The organism is Lentzea sp. NBRC 102530 (genome assembly GCF_030269365.1).
Classification (GTDB): domain Bacteria; phylum Actinomycetota; class Actinomycetes; order Mycobacteriales; family Pseudonocardiaceae; genus Lentzea.
The window spans coordinates 23099-38685 of the sequence record NZ_BSTF01000006.1; the positions used below are offsets into that span (position 1 = coordinate 23099).

Sequence of the window (15587 nt, forward strand, 5' to 3'; positions counted from 1 at the left end):
TGCTCCGCACTCTGATCGCCACGCGGCTGGAGGAGGTCGACAGAGGATGTCCAGCACACCCCGTTACGGCGGGACCTTGCGACTCGTAGGCCCCGGCGGGGTCGACCACATCGACACGGCGAGCGCGTACTACGCCACCTCGGCGCAGATCCTGCGGGCGCTGTCCCGGCAGCTCTTCGCCTACCCGGCGTCCGCGGACCTGTCCGACCCGGCGGCGTCGTTCACGCCGGCGCCGGACCTCGCCGCCGAGCTCCCGACGGAGGAGAACGGGGGTATCAGCGCCGACCGGACGACCTACACGATCCGCCTGCGCGACGGCATCCGGTGGAACTCCGAGCCACCGCGCGAGGTGACGTCGCACGACGTGATCCGCGGCCTCAAGCGACTGCCGAACCCGGTGTCCGGAGCGGGCGCGCTGCACTACTTCACGAGCACGATCGTCGGCTTCCGGGAGTACTGCGACGCCTACCGCGCCGCGTTCGAGGGGCGTGAGCCCACCCCGGCGGCGATGGCGGAGTTCCAGCGCTCCCAGGACGTCGAGGGTCTGTCCGCTGTGGACGACAAGACCCTCGTGTTCCGGTTGACGAGGCCCGCCAACGACTTCCTGAACATCCTCGCCACCGGGTTCACCACGCCCGCGCCGGAGGAGTACGACGCGTACGTGCCCGACAGCATGGAGTTCCGCCGCAACACGCTCTCCTGCGCGCCCTACCGGCTCACCGAGTACGCCGACAACGGGCTCAAGATCGTGCTGGACCGCAACCCGCAGTGGCAGAAGGAGACCGACCCGATCCGCAACCAGTACGTGGACCGGATCGACATCACCGTCGGCTCCGAGCCGGTGACCGTGACCCAGCAGAAGATGGACCGCGGCGAGATCGACCTCGCCTGGTCCTACACCGCGGTGTCGTGGGCGCGTCCCAAGGCGGGCCAGGACGCCGCCCCGCGCAGCTACCCTGGCTTCGCGCTCAACCCGTACATCGTGTTCAACCTGCGCAGCCCGAACCAGAACTCCGCGACGAGCAACCTCGACGTGCGCAAGGCCATCGCCTACGCGATCGACAAGGTCGCCATCGGCGAGATCCTGGACGTCCTGGACGCGCCGAACACGCCGCTGCACTCGGTCATCCCGGTCGGCAGCATCGGCCACCGCGAGATGAACCCGTACCCGACGCCGGACGACCGCGGCGACATCGCGAAGGCGCGCGAGCACCTGGTCGCCGCGGGCTACGGCGACGGTCTCACGCTCATCGCCGCCGTCCGCGAGATCGGCATCCACCTCAAGATCATGGAGTCGGTCGCGGCGGACCTGGCCAAGATCGGCATCACGCTCGAGTGGCGGAAGTTCAGCCAGGCCCAGTACTACGGGTCGGCGCTGTCGGACCCGGAGGCGGGCAGGCGGGGCGACTGGGACATCGCCGAACCGGGCTTCACGCCGGACTGGTTCGGCAACAACGGCCGCGTGATCGTGCAGCCGCTGTTCCAGACCAACGACGTGCAGGGCACCACCAACTACGGCGGCTACAGCAGCCCGATCGTGGACGAGCTGATCGAGCAGGCGCTGCAGGAGTCCGACGAGGCCAAGGCCGAGGAGCTGTGGCACCAGGTCGACGTCGAGGTGATGAAGGACCTGCCGATCGTGCCGATCCTGAACTTCGCCGCGATGACCTCGCGCTACCACGGCAAGCGCGTCCGCAACGCCGTGCACGTGCCACAGATCGAGTTCTTCGACATGACCAACATCTGGCTCGACCCGCCGGACGACTGACGTCCGGTGCGGTGCACCCCGGTGGCCGTGCCGTCCCACGCTCCGACGTGCGGGACGGCACGGCCACCGTCCGGTGTCAGCGGGTCAGCGCCTCCAGCCGGCCGACGAGCTCGGCGGGGCCGGGCAGGGAGGCGAGTTCGCGCTGGACCTCGGCGGTGCGCACGCGCAGCGACTCGTCGCTCAGCATCCGGTTCAGCACCTCGCCGTCGATCTCGTTCTCGTCGGCGACGATGCCGATGCCCGCCTTGCGGACCGCGGGCGCCAGCGTCTCGTTGCCGGGGTACAGCGGGTTCACGCCCACCACCTGCGGGAGGCCCGCGTCGATCGCGGCCATCGTGGTGGTGCCGCCGCCGTGGTGGACCACGCCGTCGCAGGTGCGGAACAACGCCTCCAGCGGCGTCCAGCCGACCGACCGGACGTGGGCGGGCAGGTCGCCGAGCGGGGTCAGGTCGGTCTCCCCGAGTGCGAGCACCAGCTCGGCGTCCACCGCCGAGGAGGAGGCGAGCAGGCCCTTGAGCGGCCCGAGTCCGTCGGTGCCGGGCCGGTTCGTGCCGAGCGTGACGACGATCCGGGGCCGGTCACCGCGTTCGGGCAGCCGGTCGCCGAGCACCGCGCCGCCGGTGAACACGACGTCGCGCACGAACTCGCCCTCCGGCTCGTCGAACGGGAACATGCTCGGCGGCACGGTCTCCAGCACGAGCGCGGGCGGCACGAACCCCGGCACCCCGTACCGCTCGAACACGTCGGGCAGCAGGTCCGCGATGGCCCGGTGCAGGTTGCCGGTGCGCACGATGCCCAGGTTGCGCTGCACCGCCGGCACGCCGAGCTTGGCGGCGACGATCAGCCCGTACGCCGCGGTCTGCTCGTACACGACGAGGTCGGGCCGCCACTGCTCGACGAGGGTGAACGTGCGCTCGAAGAACGGCCGGTTCAGCTCCGCCGGCATCAGGGCGAACCGCGACGGGTCGTCACCCAGCGTCTCGTTCCACCACATCTGCGCGAACTCGGGGTTGTCCTCCAGTGTCTTGTCGAAGATCGCCATGCCGTCGAAGCCGGGGGCGGCGTCGACGATGTGCAGGCCCGACGCGACGGCCTGCTCGGTCTGCTCGGCGAACGTCACCAGCACCTCGTGGCCTGCCGCGCGCATCGCCCAGGCGAGGGGGACGAGGGGGTACAGGTGGCTCACGCCGTCGGTCGAGCAGAACAGGACACGCATGTGACCGGTCCTTTCATGTGAATGTTCGACCTCTCCAGTTACTATCGGTTATTCAACCACAACGGAGGTGGTTCGTGATCAACGTGTTTCAGCCGTCGCTGGGGGAGGAGGAACTCGGCGCCGTCCGCGAGGTCTTCGCCACCGGCTGGGTGGGCAGGGGCCGCAGGGCCGACGCGTTCGAAGCCGCCTTCGCCGCCCACCTCGGCGTCGGCCGCGAGCACGTGACGTCGGTGAACTCCTGCACCGAGGCGACGTTCATCGCGATGAGCCTCGCCGGTGTCGGCCCCGGCGTCGAGGTGGTGATCCCGTCCATCAGCTTCGTCGGCGCCGCCAACGCCATCGCCGCGCACGGTGCCAGGCCGGTGTTCTGCGACGTCGACCCGCGGACCCTCAACCCGACGGCCGACGACGTCGCCCGCGCGCTCGGCCCGTCGACCCGGGCGGTGCTGTTGCTGCACTACGGCGGCCACCCCGGCGAGGCGGCGGAGATCGCGCGGCTGTGCGCCGAGCGCGGGGTGCTCCTGGTCGAGGACGCCGCCAACGCCATCGCGTCCACTGTGGATGGACGTGCCTGCGGCACCCTGGGCGACTTCGGCGTCTGGAGCTTCGACCACGGCAAGATCGCCGTCGCCGTCGACGGCGGCGTGCTCTACGCCCGCGACCCCGAGCTGGTGCGCCGGGCGACGAGGCTCGCCTACTTCGGCCTGGCCGAGCCGACCGGTCACCAGCGGGCCGCCCGGTCGGCGAGCCGGTGGTGGGAGATCGAGGTCGAGTCGTTCTCCCGGCGCTCCGTGCTGAACGACGTGCTGGCGGCGATCGGCACCGTGCAGCTGCGGCGGCTGCCGGAGTTCCTGGCCCGGCGCGCGGAGGTCGTGGCCCGCTACGACGCCGGACTCGCCGGCGTGCCGGGCGTCGTGCTGCCACCGCCGGTGCCGCCGGGGCACCGGACGTCGCACTACTTCTACTGGGTGCAGCTCGACCCGCGCGTCCGCGACGACGTCGCCGAGGACCTCTACCGGGCGGGCGTCTACACGACCTTCCGCTACCCGCCCCTGCACCACGTGCCGCTCTACGGGTCGGACGCCGTGCTGCCCGGCGCGGACCTGGCGGCGGCGCGGACGCTGAACCTCCCGCTGCACCAGTCGTTGTCCGACGACGACGTGGACCTCGTGGTGCGCGAGCTGAAGGCGAGCCTCGCGCGCCGTTCCGGCGTGGTGCTCACCCCGTGACGAGCGCGGTGATCCTCGCCGCGGTCTCGGCCGTCGTGGGCAGCCCCGCCCGTTCCGCGCGCACCTCGGCCGTGGCGGCGCGCAACGACTCGTCGGAGACCAATCGGGTCAGCAGGGCGGCGTCCACCTCGTCGGCGGTCGTCACGATCCCGACGCCCCGCTTGGCCACGGCCGCGGCGACCACGGGCGTGGACTGGTCGTCGGGGTCGAGCACGACGAGCTGCGGCACACCCGCGTGCAGCGCGGCGAGCACCGAGCCGCCGCTGCCGTGGTGCACGACGGCCGCCGACCCGCGGTACAGCTCGCCGTACGGTGTCCAGCCGAGAGCGCGGGCGTTGGGCGGCAACGGTTCCAGCGGCGCGGTGTCGACGCCTCCCGCGAGCGCGAGGTCCACGTCCAGCCCGGCACCCGCGCCGAGCACCGCGCGCATCGCGGTCAGCGAGAAGTCGGGGAAGCTGCTCGTGGTCACCGCGATCCGCGGCCGTCCCGTCCGCTCCGGTGCGGCACGGTCCGCGACGGAACCGCCGGTGAACGGTGCCTCACCGGTGAACCAGCCCTCGGGTTCGTCGGTGAGCAGACTCGGCGGGAACGCCTCGACGGTCGCGACGGGTTCGTCGAGCGTGCCGACACCGTGGCGGTCGAGGAGGTCGGCGAGGTGCCGGGCGACCTCGTGGTGCACCCGTCCGGTGCGGAAGTTCTCCAGGTTCCGCTGCACGGCGGGCACGCCCAGTTTCGTGGCCACGACGAGGCCGTAGGTGGCGACCTGCTCGTGGACCACGAGGTCCGGCCGCCAGTGGCCGGCGAACTCGAGCGCCCCCTCGGCGAGCGAGCGGTTGACGCCCGCGAACAACGGCGCCCACGGCGTGATGTCCTCGGGAATCGGGCGCTGCCAAGCGTCTTCGGTGAATTCCGGGTGCGCGGCGAGCGTCCGCGGCACGACCTCCTCCGCCTGCCAGCCGGGGGAGACGTCCACGACCGGCAGGCCGCATTCGGCGGCCTTCCCGGTGAGCTCGGCGAAGGCGATCCGGACGTCGTGCCCCGCCGCGACGAACGCCCAGGCCAGCGGGACGAGGGGGTAGAGGTGACCGACACCGGGGACGGCGGCGAAGAGGACCCGCATGGCGACAGCTCCTGTCGTGTTGGCGCGACGCCGATACGGTATATGTAACTAAACTCAAAGTTCAAAGGATTCTTTACATAACTTGATTGGCACATAACCCGTGCGGTATGTTCGCACGGTGATCGCGGCATTTCGGACAGTGGGGAGGTGGGGTCCGTGACGGCGGTGGAACCGGCCATCGAGACTTCGGGTCTGGTCAAGGCGTTCGGTGAGACCAGAGCCGTGGACGGCGTGGACCTGGTGGTGCCCACGGGTGGTGTGTACGGCTTCCTGGGCCCCAACGGCGCGGGCAAGACCACGACCATCCGGATGCTCGCCACACTGCTCCAGCCCGACGCGGGCACCGCGCGCGTGCTGGGTCACGACCTGTTGCGCGAACCGGACGAGATCCGCGCCAGGATGAGCCTGACCGGCCAGTACGCCTCGGTCGACGAGCAGCTCACCGGCGCGGAGAACCTGGTCCTGCTCGGCAGGCTGCTGGGCTTCGCCAAGGCGGACGCCGCCGCTCGGGGAGAGGAGCTGCTCGACGTCTTCGGGCTCACCGAGGCCGCGGGCAAGCAGGTCAAGGACTACTCGGGCGGCATGCGCCGGCGGCTCGACATCGCCGCCAGCGTGGTCGTCACCCCCGACCTGCTGTTCCTCGACGAACCGACCACGGGCCTCGACCCGCGCTCGCGCAACCAGGTGTGGGACATGATCCGCGCGCTCGTCGCGGCGGGCACCACGGTGCTGCTGACGACGCAGTACCTGGAGGAGGCCGACCACCTCGCCGACCGGGTGGCGGTGATCGACCGCGGCCGGATCGTCGCCGAGGGCACGCCCGGCGAGCTCAAGCGGTCCGTCGGCTCCGGCACGGTGCACGTCCGGCTCGCCGACCCGGCGCAGCGCGGGGACGCCGAGACCGTGCTGGCCAGGGTCATCGGCGGCGAGGTGCACCGCGACGCGGACGCGAACGCGCTGTCGGTCGTGTCGTCCGACCTGGAACGGGTCGGGACGGCGCTGGTGGAACTGAGCCGCGCCGGGATCGCGGTGAGCGGCTACCGGCTCGCCGAACCCAGTCTGGACGAGGTGTTCTTCGCGCTCACGGGCCACCCGGCCGACGTGGACGAGAAGGGCGAGGAGGCGGCGGCATGAGCACCACGACCCCGGCGAGCGACACCCGCGCGGTGCCGCAGGCGCTGACCACGCGCACGCGGCCGAAGCGGCCCGGTCCGTTGTCGACGACGTGGACCTTCACCTGGCGGGCGCTGCTGAAGATCAAGCACGACCCGGACCAGCTCTACTCGTCGTTCATCCTGCCGATCATGTTCACGCTGGTGTTCACCTACCTCTTCGGCGGTGCGCTGGCCGGCTCGACGAGCGACTACCTGCAGTTCCTCATGCCGGGCATCCTGGTGATGACCGTGATCATGATCAACATGTACACGGGCATCTCGCTCAACACCGACATCACCAAGGGCATCTTCGATCGGTTCCGCGGGCTGTCGATCTGGCGGCCGGGCATCCTCGCGGGCGCCCTGCTCGGCGACGCGCTGCGCTACACGATCGCCCTGGTCGTGGTGACGCTGCTGGGCCTGCTGCTCGGCTTCCGGCCCGAGGGCGGCGTGCTCGGCGTGCTCGGGGCGGTGCTGTTCCTGCAGCTGTTCGCGTTCTGCCTCGGCTGGATGTGGAACGCGGCCGGCCTCGTGCTCAAGTCGCCGGAGTCGGTGAACCAGCTCAGCTCGATGGTGCTGTTCCCGCTGGTGTTCGCGAGCAACGTGTTCGTCGAGACCTCGACCATGCCGGGCTGGCTCCAGGTCGTCGTCAACGTCAACCCGATCACCCACGCGGTCACGGCCGTGCGCGGGCTGACCGGGGGCACGCTGACCGCGGAGCAGTTCACCTGGGCGCTCGTCGCCTGCGGTGTGCTGCTGCTCGTGTTCGCTCCGCTGTCCATGTACCTGTTCAGGTCCAAGAGCCTGAGGTGAGCGGCCCGAGGCGGGTGCTGGCACTCCTCGACGGCACCCTGGCCGACCCGGACGCCCCCCTCGTCCGGGCGGGCGACCTCGGGCTCATGCGGGGCGACGGCGTGTTCGAGACCGTTCTGGTCGAACACGCCGTCGCCCACGAGCTCGACTCCCACCTCGAGCGGCTCGCCCGCTCGGCGGGGCTCCTCGGCCTGCCGGAACCCGGAGCGGCGGCGTGGCGCCGCTGCGTCGCGGCCGCCGTCGCCGGGTGGGGCAGCACCGCCGAGCTGTCGCTCACGCTGGTGTGCTCGCGGGGCATGGCCGCCGACGGCTCAGCGGGCACGTGCTTCGCCTTCGGGCTGCCGATGTCCCCGCGCCGGGTGCGGCTGCGCGAGACCGGGGTGTCCGCGCTGGCGCTCGACCGCGGCGTTCCCCTCGACGTCGTGGACCGCGCGCCGTGGCTGCTGCTCGGCGCGAAGACGTTGTCCTACGCGGTGAACATGGCCGCCGTGCGGTACGCGGAGGAGCACGGCGCCGACGACGCGATCTTCACCGCGCCCGGCGGCACGGTCCTCGAGGGACCGACGTCCTCGCTCGTCGTCGCCTCGGGTGGCACGCTGCGCACCACCCCCGCGGCGCTGGGCGTGCTGCCCGGCACCACGCAGCGCGCGTTGTTCGAGGAGGCGGAGGCCGGCGGCTGGCGGGTGGCGGAGGAACCGATGTCGCTCGACGACCTGCGTGCGGCGGACGGCGTCTTCCTCACCTCCGCGGGCCACAAGGTGACCCGCGTGCACACCCTCGACGGCAGGCCGCTGCCCGACTCGTCCGCCCTCGCCGCCCGGCTGCTCGGGCTGCTGGAGCGCCGTTACCGGAAGCGGGCGACCCAGTCGCGGAACGCCGTGATCACGTAGTCGACCATCTCGGCGGTGATGCCGGGGTAGACGCCGATCCAGAAGCTGCGTTCGGTGATCACGTCGGAGTTGGTCAGCTCACCCGCCACGCGCATCGGCCGTCCCGAGTACGCGGGCTGCCGGACCAGGTTGCCCGCGAACAGCATCCGCGTGGCGATGAGCCGCGACTCCAGGAACCGGACCAGGTCGTGCCGGCGGAACGGCGCGTCCGCGGTCAGCGTCAGGGCGAACCCGAACCAGCTCGGGTCGCTGTCCTCGGTGGCCCTCGGCATCACGAGCCACGGCACGTCGTCGAGGCCCGCCCGCAGCCGGCGCCAGTTCTCCCGTCGTGCCGCGGTGAACTCGGTGAGCCTGCCGAGCTGGTTGAGCGCGAGCGCTGCCTGGAGGTCGGTGCTCTTCAGGTTGTAGCCGACGTGCGAGAACGTGTACTTGTGGTCGTAGCCCGGCGGCAGCTGGCCCAGCTGGAAGCCGAAGCGCCGGCCGCAGGCGTCGTCCTCGCCCGGCTCGCACCAGCAGTCGCGGCCCCAGTCCCGCAGGGACTCCACGACCCGGGCGAGCGCGAGGCCGGTGGTGGCCACGCAGCCGCCCTCGCCCGCGGTGATGTGGTGCGCGGGGTAGAAGCTCGCGGTGCTCAGGTGGCCGAACCCGCCGGTCGGCCGGCCGCGGTACAGGGAGCCGACGGCGTCGCAGTTGTCCTCGACCAGGTACAGCCCGTGTTCGCGGGCGAGGTCCGCGATCTCCTGCGCGGCGAACGGGTTGCCCAGGGTGTGCGCCATCATGATCGCCCGCGTGCGCGGCCCGATCGCCGCCGCGACGCGCTCGGGCGTCGTGTTGTAGGTGCCGAGGTCGACGTCGACGAAGACGGGCACGAGACCGTTCTGCAGGATCGGGTTGACCGTGGTGGGGAAGCCCGCGGCGACGGTGACGACCTCGTCGCCGGGACGCAGCGCCTCGTCGCCGAGCGTCGGCGAGGTCAGCGCGGTGATCGCGAGCAGGTTGGCCGAGGACCCCGAGTTGGTCAGGTGCGCCTTGCGGACGCCCAGCTCGCGGGCGAAGGCCCGTTCGAACCGGCGTGCCGTGACGCCCGCCGCGATGCGGAACTCCAGCGCGGCCTCGACCAGCGCCACGCGGTCCTCGGCGGTCAGCACCGCGCCGGAGGTCAGGACGGGCGTCACACCGGGCCGGAACGCACCACCGGACGCGACCTGCTTGTCGTAGTCACGCACGAGTTCCAGGACGCGCTGCTTGGTCTCGGCGCTCTCCTCGGTCATGCCGCCTCCCTCACTGTGTCTACGAGCTCCAGTCCGCGGATGGTCGCGGCGAGGACGTCGGGGTGGACCCCGCCCTCGCGGACCGCGCGGGCGAAACTCGTGATCGACTCCCGGAACTGGTCGGCCGCGGGCAGGCGCAGCTCCTCGGTCCCGCCGGCCCGCTCGACGCGGACGAGCGGGTGGCGCGCGGGCGGCGGTGTGAACGCGTGGTCGAGCGAGATCCGTCCCGTGGCGCCCCACAGCTCGTAGTGCGAGCCGTAGTGGTGCTCGAACCCGAACACCAGGTGGGCGGACACGCCGTCGCGGTCACGCAGCAGCACGCTCCCGCCGACGTCGACGCCGAAGTGGGGGGACCGGCGCAGCACCGCGCCGACGACCTCGAGATCGGAGCCGAGGTGCAGCAGCGCCGCGTGGATCGGGTAGTAGCCGACGTCGAGCAGGGCACCGCCGCCCAGCGCCGGGTCGAGGCGGACGTTGCCGCTCGGCAGCGGCGGGATCGCCATCGCGGCGTTGAACACGCGCAGTTCGCCGATCGCGTCGTCGGCGACGAGCTTGCGCACGGCGTCGTGCTGGGGGTGGTGGACGAACATCCGGTTCTCCGCCACGCACCGGCCCGTGCGGGCGGCGAGGGTGAGCAGCTGTTCGGCGTCGGCCCTGTTCGTGGCGAGGGGCTTCTCGACCAGCACGTGCTTGCCGGCCTCGACCGCCTCGACGGCCCACTCGGCGTGCAGGCCGGTGGGCACCGGCAGGTAGACCGCGTCCACGTCGTCGCGCCGCAGCAGTTCCCGGTAGCCCGTGACCGGCAGGCAGTCGAACTCCCGCGCGAACCGGGCGGCCCGGCCCGCGTCCCGGCTCGCCACCGCGACCAGGCGCACACCCGGGACGTGCCGCACCGCGGGCAGGAACCGCCGCCACGCGACGCTGGCGCACCCCAGCACCCCGAAGCGGAGCGGACGGTCCGGAACTCCGGTCATCGACACCGCCTGACAGTGGTGGTGCGCGGCACGCACGCCGACAGTTACTATATTTTATGTTAGCAGAATCGAGAGGTGGGAGTAGCTCATGATCGACGCGGACACCGCTCGCGAGCAGCAGCGCGAGGAGTGGGCACTCTCGGCGCCGGGGTGGTCGGAGTACCGCGACAACCTCGCCGCCCCGTCCGGGACGATGACCGCCAGGCTGCTCGCCGCGGTGGCCCCCCGACCGGGCGACCGCGCGCTCGACCTCGCCTGCGGCATCGGCAACCCGACCGGCGCGCTGGCCGCCGCGGTCACCGGCGAGGGCAGCGTGCTGGGGCTCGACCTGTCCCCGGAGATGATCGACGGCGCCCGTTCCTGGGCGCGGCGCCACGGCGTGACCAACGCCGAGTTCCGCGTCGTGCCGGACGAGACCCGCCTCGGCCTCGCGCCGGAGGCGTTCGACGTCGCGGTGTGCCGCGTGGGCCTGCAGTACATGCCGGATCCCGGTGCCGCGCTGAGCTCGGTGTACGAGGCGTTGGTGCCGGGCGGGCGGCTGGCGGCGACGACGCTCGGGAACCCCGGCCGCTGCATGGCGTTCCGGATCAGCTCGCAGGTGATCGCCCGGCACGTGCCGATGCCCGCGGCGCCGCCGTCCGGGCCGGGACCGGTGGCGCTGTCGGACGCGGACAGGCTGCGGGAGCTGTTCGCGGACGCGGGTTTCGCGGACGTGGCGGTCGAGCCGTTCGAGACCGCGTTGATCGAGGTCGGGGACGCCGAGTCGTGCTGGCACATGTTCGAACGCACGATGGGGCCGCTGATCAGGATGCTCGCGACCATGCCCGCCGACCGCGTGCGTGCCTTGCGGGAGGACGGGATCACGACGTTGCGTCAGGAGTTCGCGGACGGACCGGTGGTGCTCACCGGTGAGGCGCTGCTGGCGTCCGGGACGAAGCCCAAGCCCTGACGGCGGGTGCGCGCCGCACCGCCTCGCCGATCACTTCGCACACGCGGCCGGCGTCCTCGTTCCGCAGGGACGTGCCGGTCGGCAGCACGAGCACCCGCTCGCTGAGCGCCTCGGTCGCGGTCAGCGAGCGGGGGGTGTGCCGCCGCGGCGCCCGCCGGTAGGGCTCGCTGCGGTGGCAGCCGGGGTGGAAGTGGTCGCGCGCCAGCACGTTCTCCGCGTGCAGGACCGCGCGCAGCTCGTCCCGCGTGAGTCCGGCGGCTTCCGGGTCGACCTCCACGACCACGTAGGAGCGGTTCGACTCCAGCGGCGCCGGGTCGCGCAGCCGCACGCCCGGCACGCCGCAGAGCCCGGCCGCGTAGTGCTCGTGCCGCTCGCGGTGGAGGGCGAGCAGCTCGTCCAGGTCCTCGAGCGAGGCGAGTCCCATCGCCGCGGAAGGCTCGGTCATCTTCGCGTTCAGGCCCAGCATCCCGACCGTCCCGTCGCCGTTGCGCCCGTAGTCGCGCATGGCCCTGACCCGTTCGGCCAGGTCCCCGTCGCCGGTCACCACGGCCCCGCCCTCGAAGGCGTTGACGAGCTTGGTGGCGTGGAAGGAGAACACCTCCGCCGCGCCGTGCCCGCCGACGGGACGGCCGTCGCAGCGGGAGGCGATCGCGTGCGCGCTGTCGAAGTACAGCCGCAGCCCGTGCTCCCGCGCGAGGCTCGTCAGCTGCGGTGCCGGCGCGGGCACGCCCCACATGTGCACCGCGGCGATCGCGCTGGTGCGCGGGGTGATCAGCTCGGCCACGCTGCGCGGGTCCAGGTTCCCGGTGCGCGGGTCGACGTCGCAGAAGACCGGTGTGAGGCCTTCCCACTGCAGGGCGTGCGCCGTCGCGATGAACGTCCACGACGGCATCACCACCTCGCCGCGCAGTCCCAGGGCGCGCACCAGGAGCTGCATCGCGACCGTGGCGTTGCACGTCGCCACGCAGTGCGCCACGCCCGCCACCGCCGCCACGGCCCGTTCGAACTCGCGCAGCAGCGGGCCGCCGTGCGTCAGCACCCGCCGGTCCAGCGCGCCGCCGATCAGCTCCAGCACCCGGTGCGGGCGCAGCACCGACGGACGTCCCACGTGCAGCGGCTCGGAGAACGCGGGTGCGCCGCCGAGCACCGCCAGCGTCCTCACCTGCGCACGGCGACGAACAGGCCGCGGGCGTTGGGCTCGCCGGGCAGGAAGCGCGCGTCGCACCCGGCCTCGTCGAACGCCGCCAGGTACTCGTCCAGCGTGAACAGCGAGACCACCTCGTACTCGCGGAACTCGCGGATGCCCGACGGTTCCGCGACGGTCACGCGGACCTCCATCCTGGTGGCGCCGCCGTCGCGCACCGAGTGCGTGACGCGGGTGATCACGCGGTGCTCGTCGCGCACCAGGTGCCCGTCCACGTACCCGTCGAGGAACTGCTCGGGGAACCACCACGGCTCCGCCACCAGCACACCGCCGGGCCGCAGGTGGGCGGCCATGCGCGCGGTCGCCGCCCGGAGGTCCGCCGTGCCGCGCATGTAGCTGAGCGCGAAGAACAGGCACGTGACCGCGTCGAAGGTGCGGCCGAGGTCGAAGTCGCGCATGTCGCCCTCGTGCAGCGGCACGCCCGGCAGGCGCGCGGCGGCGCGGTCCAGCATGGGCCGGGAGGCGTCGACGCCCGCGACGTCGGGGAAGTCCTGGCGGAACGACTCCAGGTGCACGCCGGTGCCGCACGCGACGTCGAGCAGCGAGACGGCGTCCCCGCACGCCTCGCGGACCAGCCGCGAGACCAGCTCGGCCTCGGCGGCCCAGTCCTTGCCCCTGCTGACGAGGACGTCCTCGTAGATCTCGGCGTGCTGCTCGCTGTAGCCGCCCATGGTGCTCCTCGGATTGCAGGTGGCCAAAAATCACTATACGGTTTTCCAGTAAATCAGCCTACCAGCGGAGCGTGGTCATGCGCGTGCTGTTCCTGTCGACGCCGCAGGCGAAGGACCTCCTGCCCATGGTTCCGCTCGCGTGGGCGCTGCGGGCCTGCGGCCACGACGTGCGGATCGCGACCTCGGGCCCGGCGCTCGCGGTGGCGGGCGGCCTCCCGGTGGTCGACTTCGGCCCGGCGGACCCCGGTTCGGCGGAGGCCATGCCGGAGCTGGCGCCGGGGCACCGTCAGATGGTCTGGTCCCGCCTGCACACCGTGGAGGAGGGCTGGCCCGTCCTCGGCTACATCGCGAGCACGTTCGCCGACCCGATGCTGCGCGCCGCGCGCGAGTTCCGGCCCGACCTGGTCGTGCACTCCCAGCTGCAGGGCGCGGGACTGCTGACCGCGGCGGCGCTGGGCGTGCCCGCGGTCGAGCACGGGTTCGGCCTGCTGCGCACGGGACGGTTCTACGAGGAGCTGGCCGGTCTGGTGCCCGCCACTCTGCAGCGGCTCGGGATGACCGCCGGCGACCTGGCCGCCGTGCCGCGCGCCCTGATCGACATCGCGCCGCCGTCGATGGTGAAGGCGCAGGAGGGCGCGTGGCCCCTGCGTCACCTGCCGTACAACGGCGGGGGAGTGGTGCCGGAGGACCTGCGCCTGCCGCCGGAGGGGCGGGCGCGCGTGGCCGTCACCCTCGGGACGATGGGACTCATCGGGCCCGACGTGGACGCGGAGGCGTTCCTGGGGCGTTTTCTCCCACTTCTGGGTGAATTGGCCCGCCGTTCCGACGCCGAGTTCGTGCTGATCGGCATCGAGCCCCGCCACCTCGACGCGGCCGGGTTCCGCGGTGACGAGCCGATTTCCGGGGTGAGGTACCTGCGCGACTGGGTACCCCTGCGCGAACTGCTCTCCGGCTGCACCGCCATCCTGCACCAGGGGGGTGCGGGCACGATGCTCAACGCGCTCGACGCCGGGTTGCCCCAGCTCACCGTGCCCGCGGTGGCGCCGAACTTCATGCACTCCGTGCTGATGCGGGAACGAGGACTCGGCTGGTGGGTGACGCCGGACGAGCTCGACGCGGCGGCGGTGGAGCGGTTGCTCGCGGACGAGGACGCGCGGGTGGCGGCGCGGGAGGTGCGTGAGGAGATCGCGACCATGCCGGTGCCGTCGTCGCTGGTGGCGAGGCTCGAGGAGTTGGTGCGCTGACGTTCTGTATGCGGTTGAAGTTATATACTGTCGCTGGTATGTTCGCCTCGTCCCGTTTGCCTGATCAACGAGTGAAGGAGATGGTCCGGTGAAGGACGTCGCGCTGCTGACTGTCGACGGCCGGTCGCAACTGCGCATGGAGCGACACCTGCAGCATCCGCCGGAGAAGGTGTGGAGCGCCTTGACCGAGCCGGAGCACATCGGCCACTGGTACCCCTTCCCGGTCGCCGAGCTGGACCTCAAGGAGGGCGGCAAGGTCAGCTTCGACGCGGGCGACGGCTCGACGTTCGAGGGAGTGATCACCGAGGTCGACCCGCCGAGGACCTTCGCCTTCCGCGAGGAGGACGACCTCCTGCGTTTCGAGATCACCCCGGAGGAGGGCGGCAGCCTCCTCGTCTTCTCGCACACCTTCGACGACCGCCCGGCCGCCGCGAGCAACGTCACCGGCTGGACCGACTGCCTCGACGCGCTGGAACAGGTCGTCGAGGGCAAGAAGGAGATCCACGTCGACAACGACTCCGTCGCGATGCACGAGCAGCTGATCAAGGAGCTCGGCCTCGACGAGGGCACCGCCGAGACCACCGACGACGGCTGGACCGTGCGCTACGAGCGCCAGCTCCGCGTTCCGGCGGACCAGGTCTGGGCCGCGCTCGCCGGCTCCGGCGACGTGAACGCGGGCAGCGCGGTCCCGTCGGGCTTCGTGCACCCCGGCCTCGCCACCGCCGAGGTCACGGCCGTGGAGAAGGCGGAGCGGATCGAGTTCGGCTGGCTCAACGACGGCAAGCCCGCGGGCACCGTCAGCTACGAGCTCAGGCCGGGCAACGGCGGAGCGCGGATGACCGTCGTGCAGGAGGGCGAGGCCGGCTCCGACGTGCTGCGCGACCCGGCGCTGCACGCGTGGCACGACCACGTCGAGGGGCTCGCGGCGGAGCTGTTCGCGCGGCGCTGAGGTTCTGCGCCGATCCGCTGGTGCGGGGCTTCCCGCCTCGCACCAGCGGGCGGTTCGCGCGCCTGGTCCGCGCGGCTGGCCACGTGGTTCTCGCGCGCCTGGCCGCCCGGTTCACGCGTGGTTCGCCACCCCGCC

14 protein-coding genes are annotated in these 15587 nt (G+C 72.1%); 8 read left to right on the plus strand and 6 right to left on the minus strand.

Going from position 1 to position 15587, the window contains the following annotated elements:
• The first annotated feature begins 46 nt into the window (after window positions 1-46).
• Window positions 47-1768, plus strand: a complete 1722-nt coding sequence (locus QSK25_RS17190; protein ID WP_285639441.1) for an ABC transporter substrate-binding protein — start codon at window positions 47-49, stop codon at window positions 1766-1768.
• A 76-nt stretch (window positions 1769-1844) separates the two neighbouring features.
• Here the strand turns inward: QSK25_RS17190 and QSK25_RS17195 are convergent, their stop codons facing one another.
• Window positions 1845-2984: a nucleotide disphospho-sugar-binding domain-containing protein gene (locus QSK25_RS17195; protein WP_285639442.1), complete on the minus strand. Its 1140-nt coding sequence runs from the start codon at window positions 2982-2984 to the stop codon at window positions 1845-1847.
• A gap of 74 nt (window positions 2985-3058) precedes the next feature.
• Between QSK25_RS17195 and QSK25_RS17200 the strand changes: the two genes are divergently transcribed.
• Window positions 3059-4213, plus strand: coding sequence for a DegT/DnrJ/EryC1/StrS family aminotransferase (locus tag QSK25_RS17200; protein ID WP_285639444.1), 1155 nt, complete (start codon window positions 3059-3061; stop codon window positions 4211-4213).
• On the opposite strand, the gene QSK25_RS17205 is transcribed toward QSK25_RS17200, so the two are convergent.
• Window positions 4203-5333, minus strand: a complete 1131-nt coding sequence (locus QSK25_RS17205; protein ID WP_285639445.1) for a glycosyltransferase — start codon at window positions 5331-5333, stop codon at window positions 4203-4205. The two genes, QSK25_RS17200 and QSK25_RS17205, sit on opposite strands and share 11 nt — an antisense overlap.
• 156 nt (window positions 5334-5489) lie before the next feature.
• On the opposite strand from QSK25_RS17205, the gene QSK25_RS17210 reads away from it, so the two are divergent.
• The 3 genes from QSK25_RS17210 to QSK25_RS17220 are packed head-to-tail and all read left to right on the plus strand — an operon-like array spanning window position 5490 to window position 8190.
• A complete protein-coding gene (locus QSK25_RS17210) occupies window positions 5490-6467 on the plus strand; it encodes an ATP-binding cassette domain-containing protein (protein WP_285639447.1) in 978 nt (325 codons plus the stop codon).
• Window positions 6464-7300, plus strand: coding sequence for an ABC transporter permease (locus QSK25_RS17215; protein WP_285639449.1), 837 nt, complete (start codon window positions 6464-6466; stop codon window positions 7298-7300). Before QSK25_RS17210 ends, QSK25_RS17215 begins: the two co-directional genes overlap by 4 nt.
• Window positions 7297-8190, plus strand: a complete 894-nt coding sequence (locus QSK25_RS17220; RefSeq protein ID WP_285639450.1) for an aminodeoxychorismate lyase — start codon at window positions 7297-7299, stop codon at window positions 8188-8190. The genes QSK25_RS17215 and QSK25_RS17220 overlap by 4 nt, the downstream gene beginning before the upstream one ends.
• Here QSK25_RS17220 and rfbH read toward each other — a convergent pair.
• On the minus strand, window positions 8145-9461 hold the full coding sequence (rfbH, locus tag QSK25_RS17225; RefSeq protein ID WP_285639452.1) for a lipopolysaccharide biosynthesis protein RfbH: 1317 nt from the start codon (window positions 9459-9461) through the stop codon (window positions 8145-8147). The genes QSK25_RS17220 and rfbH overlap by 46 nt on opposite strands.
• Window positions 9458-10435, minus strand: a complete 978-nt coding sequence (locus QSK25_RS17230; protein ID WP_285639459.1) for a Gfo/Idh/MocA family protein — start codon at window positions 10433-10435, stop codon at window positions 9458-9460. The genes rfbH and QSK25_RS17230 overlap by 4 nt, the downstream gene beginning before the upstream one ends.
• An 88-nt stretch (window positions 10436-10523) precedes the next feature.
• Here QSK25_RS17230 and QSK25_RS17235 point away from each other — a divergent pair, with 88 nt between their 5' ends.
• Window positions 10524-11384, plus strand: coding sequence for a class I SAM-dependent methyltransferase (locus QSK25_RS17235; RefSeq protein WP_285639460.1), 861 nt, complete (start codon window positions 10524-10526; stop codon window positions 11382-11384).
• On the opposite strand, the gene QSK25_RS17240 is transcribed toward QSK25_RS17235, so the two are convergent.
• The gene (locus QSK25_RS17240) at window positions 11338-12546 is read right to left on the minus strand and encodes a DegT/DnrJ/EryC1/StrS family aminotransferase (protein WP_285639461.1); all 1209 of its coding nucleotides are present in this window, start codon (window positions 12544-12546) and stop codon (window positions 11338-11340) included. The two genes, QSK25_RS17235 and QSK25_RS17240, sit on opposite strands and share 47 nt — an antisense overlap.
• Complete coding sequence (locus QSK25_RS17245; protein ID WP_285639462.1) at window positions 12543-13259, minus strand: class I SAM-dependent DNA methyltransferase; 717 nt, start codon at window positions 13257-13259, stop codon at window positions 12543-12545. Before QSK25_RS17245 ends, QSK25_RS17240 begins: the two co-directional genes overlap by 4 nt.
• Window positions 13260-13336: 77 nt before the next feature.
• Here QSK25_RS17245 and QSK25_RS17250 point away from each other — a divergent pair, with 77 nt between their 5' ends.
• Window positions 13337-14503 carry a nucleotide disphospho-sugar-binding domain-containing protein gene (locus QSK25_RS17250; RefSeq protein WP_285639463.1) on the plus strand — a complete coding sequence of 389 codons (1167 nt, stop codon included), beginning with the start codon at window positions 13337-13339 and terminating at the stop codon, window positions 14501-14503.
• An 88-nt stretch (window positions 14504-14591) separates the two neighbouring features.
• On the plus strand, window positions 14592-15452 hold the full coding sequence (locus QSK25_RS17255; RefSeq protein WP_285639465.1) for an SRPBCC family protein: 861 nt from the start codon (window positions 14592-14594) through the stop codon (window positions 15450-15452).
• Window positions 15453-15587: the final 135 nt, after the last annotated feature.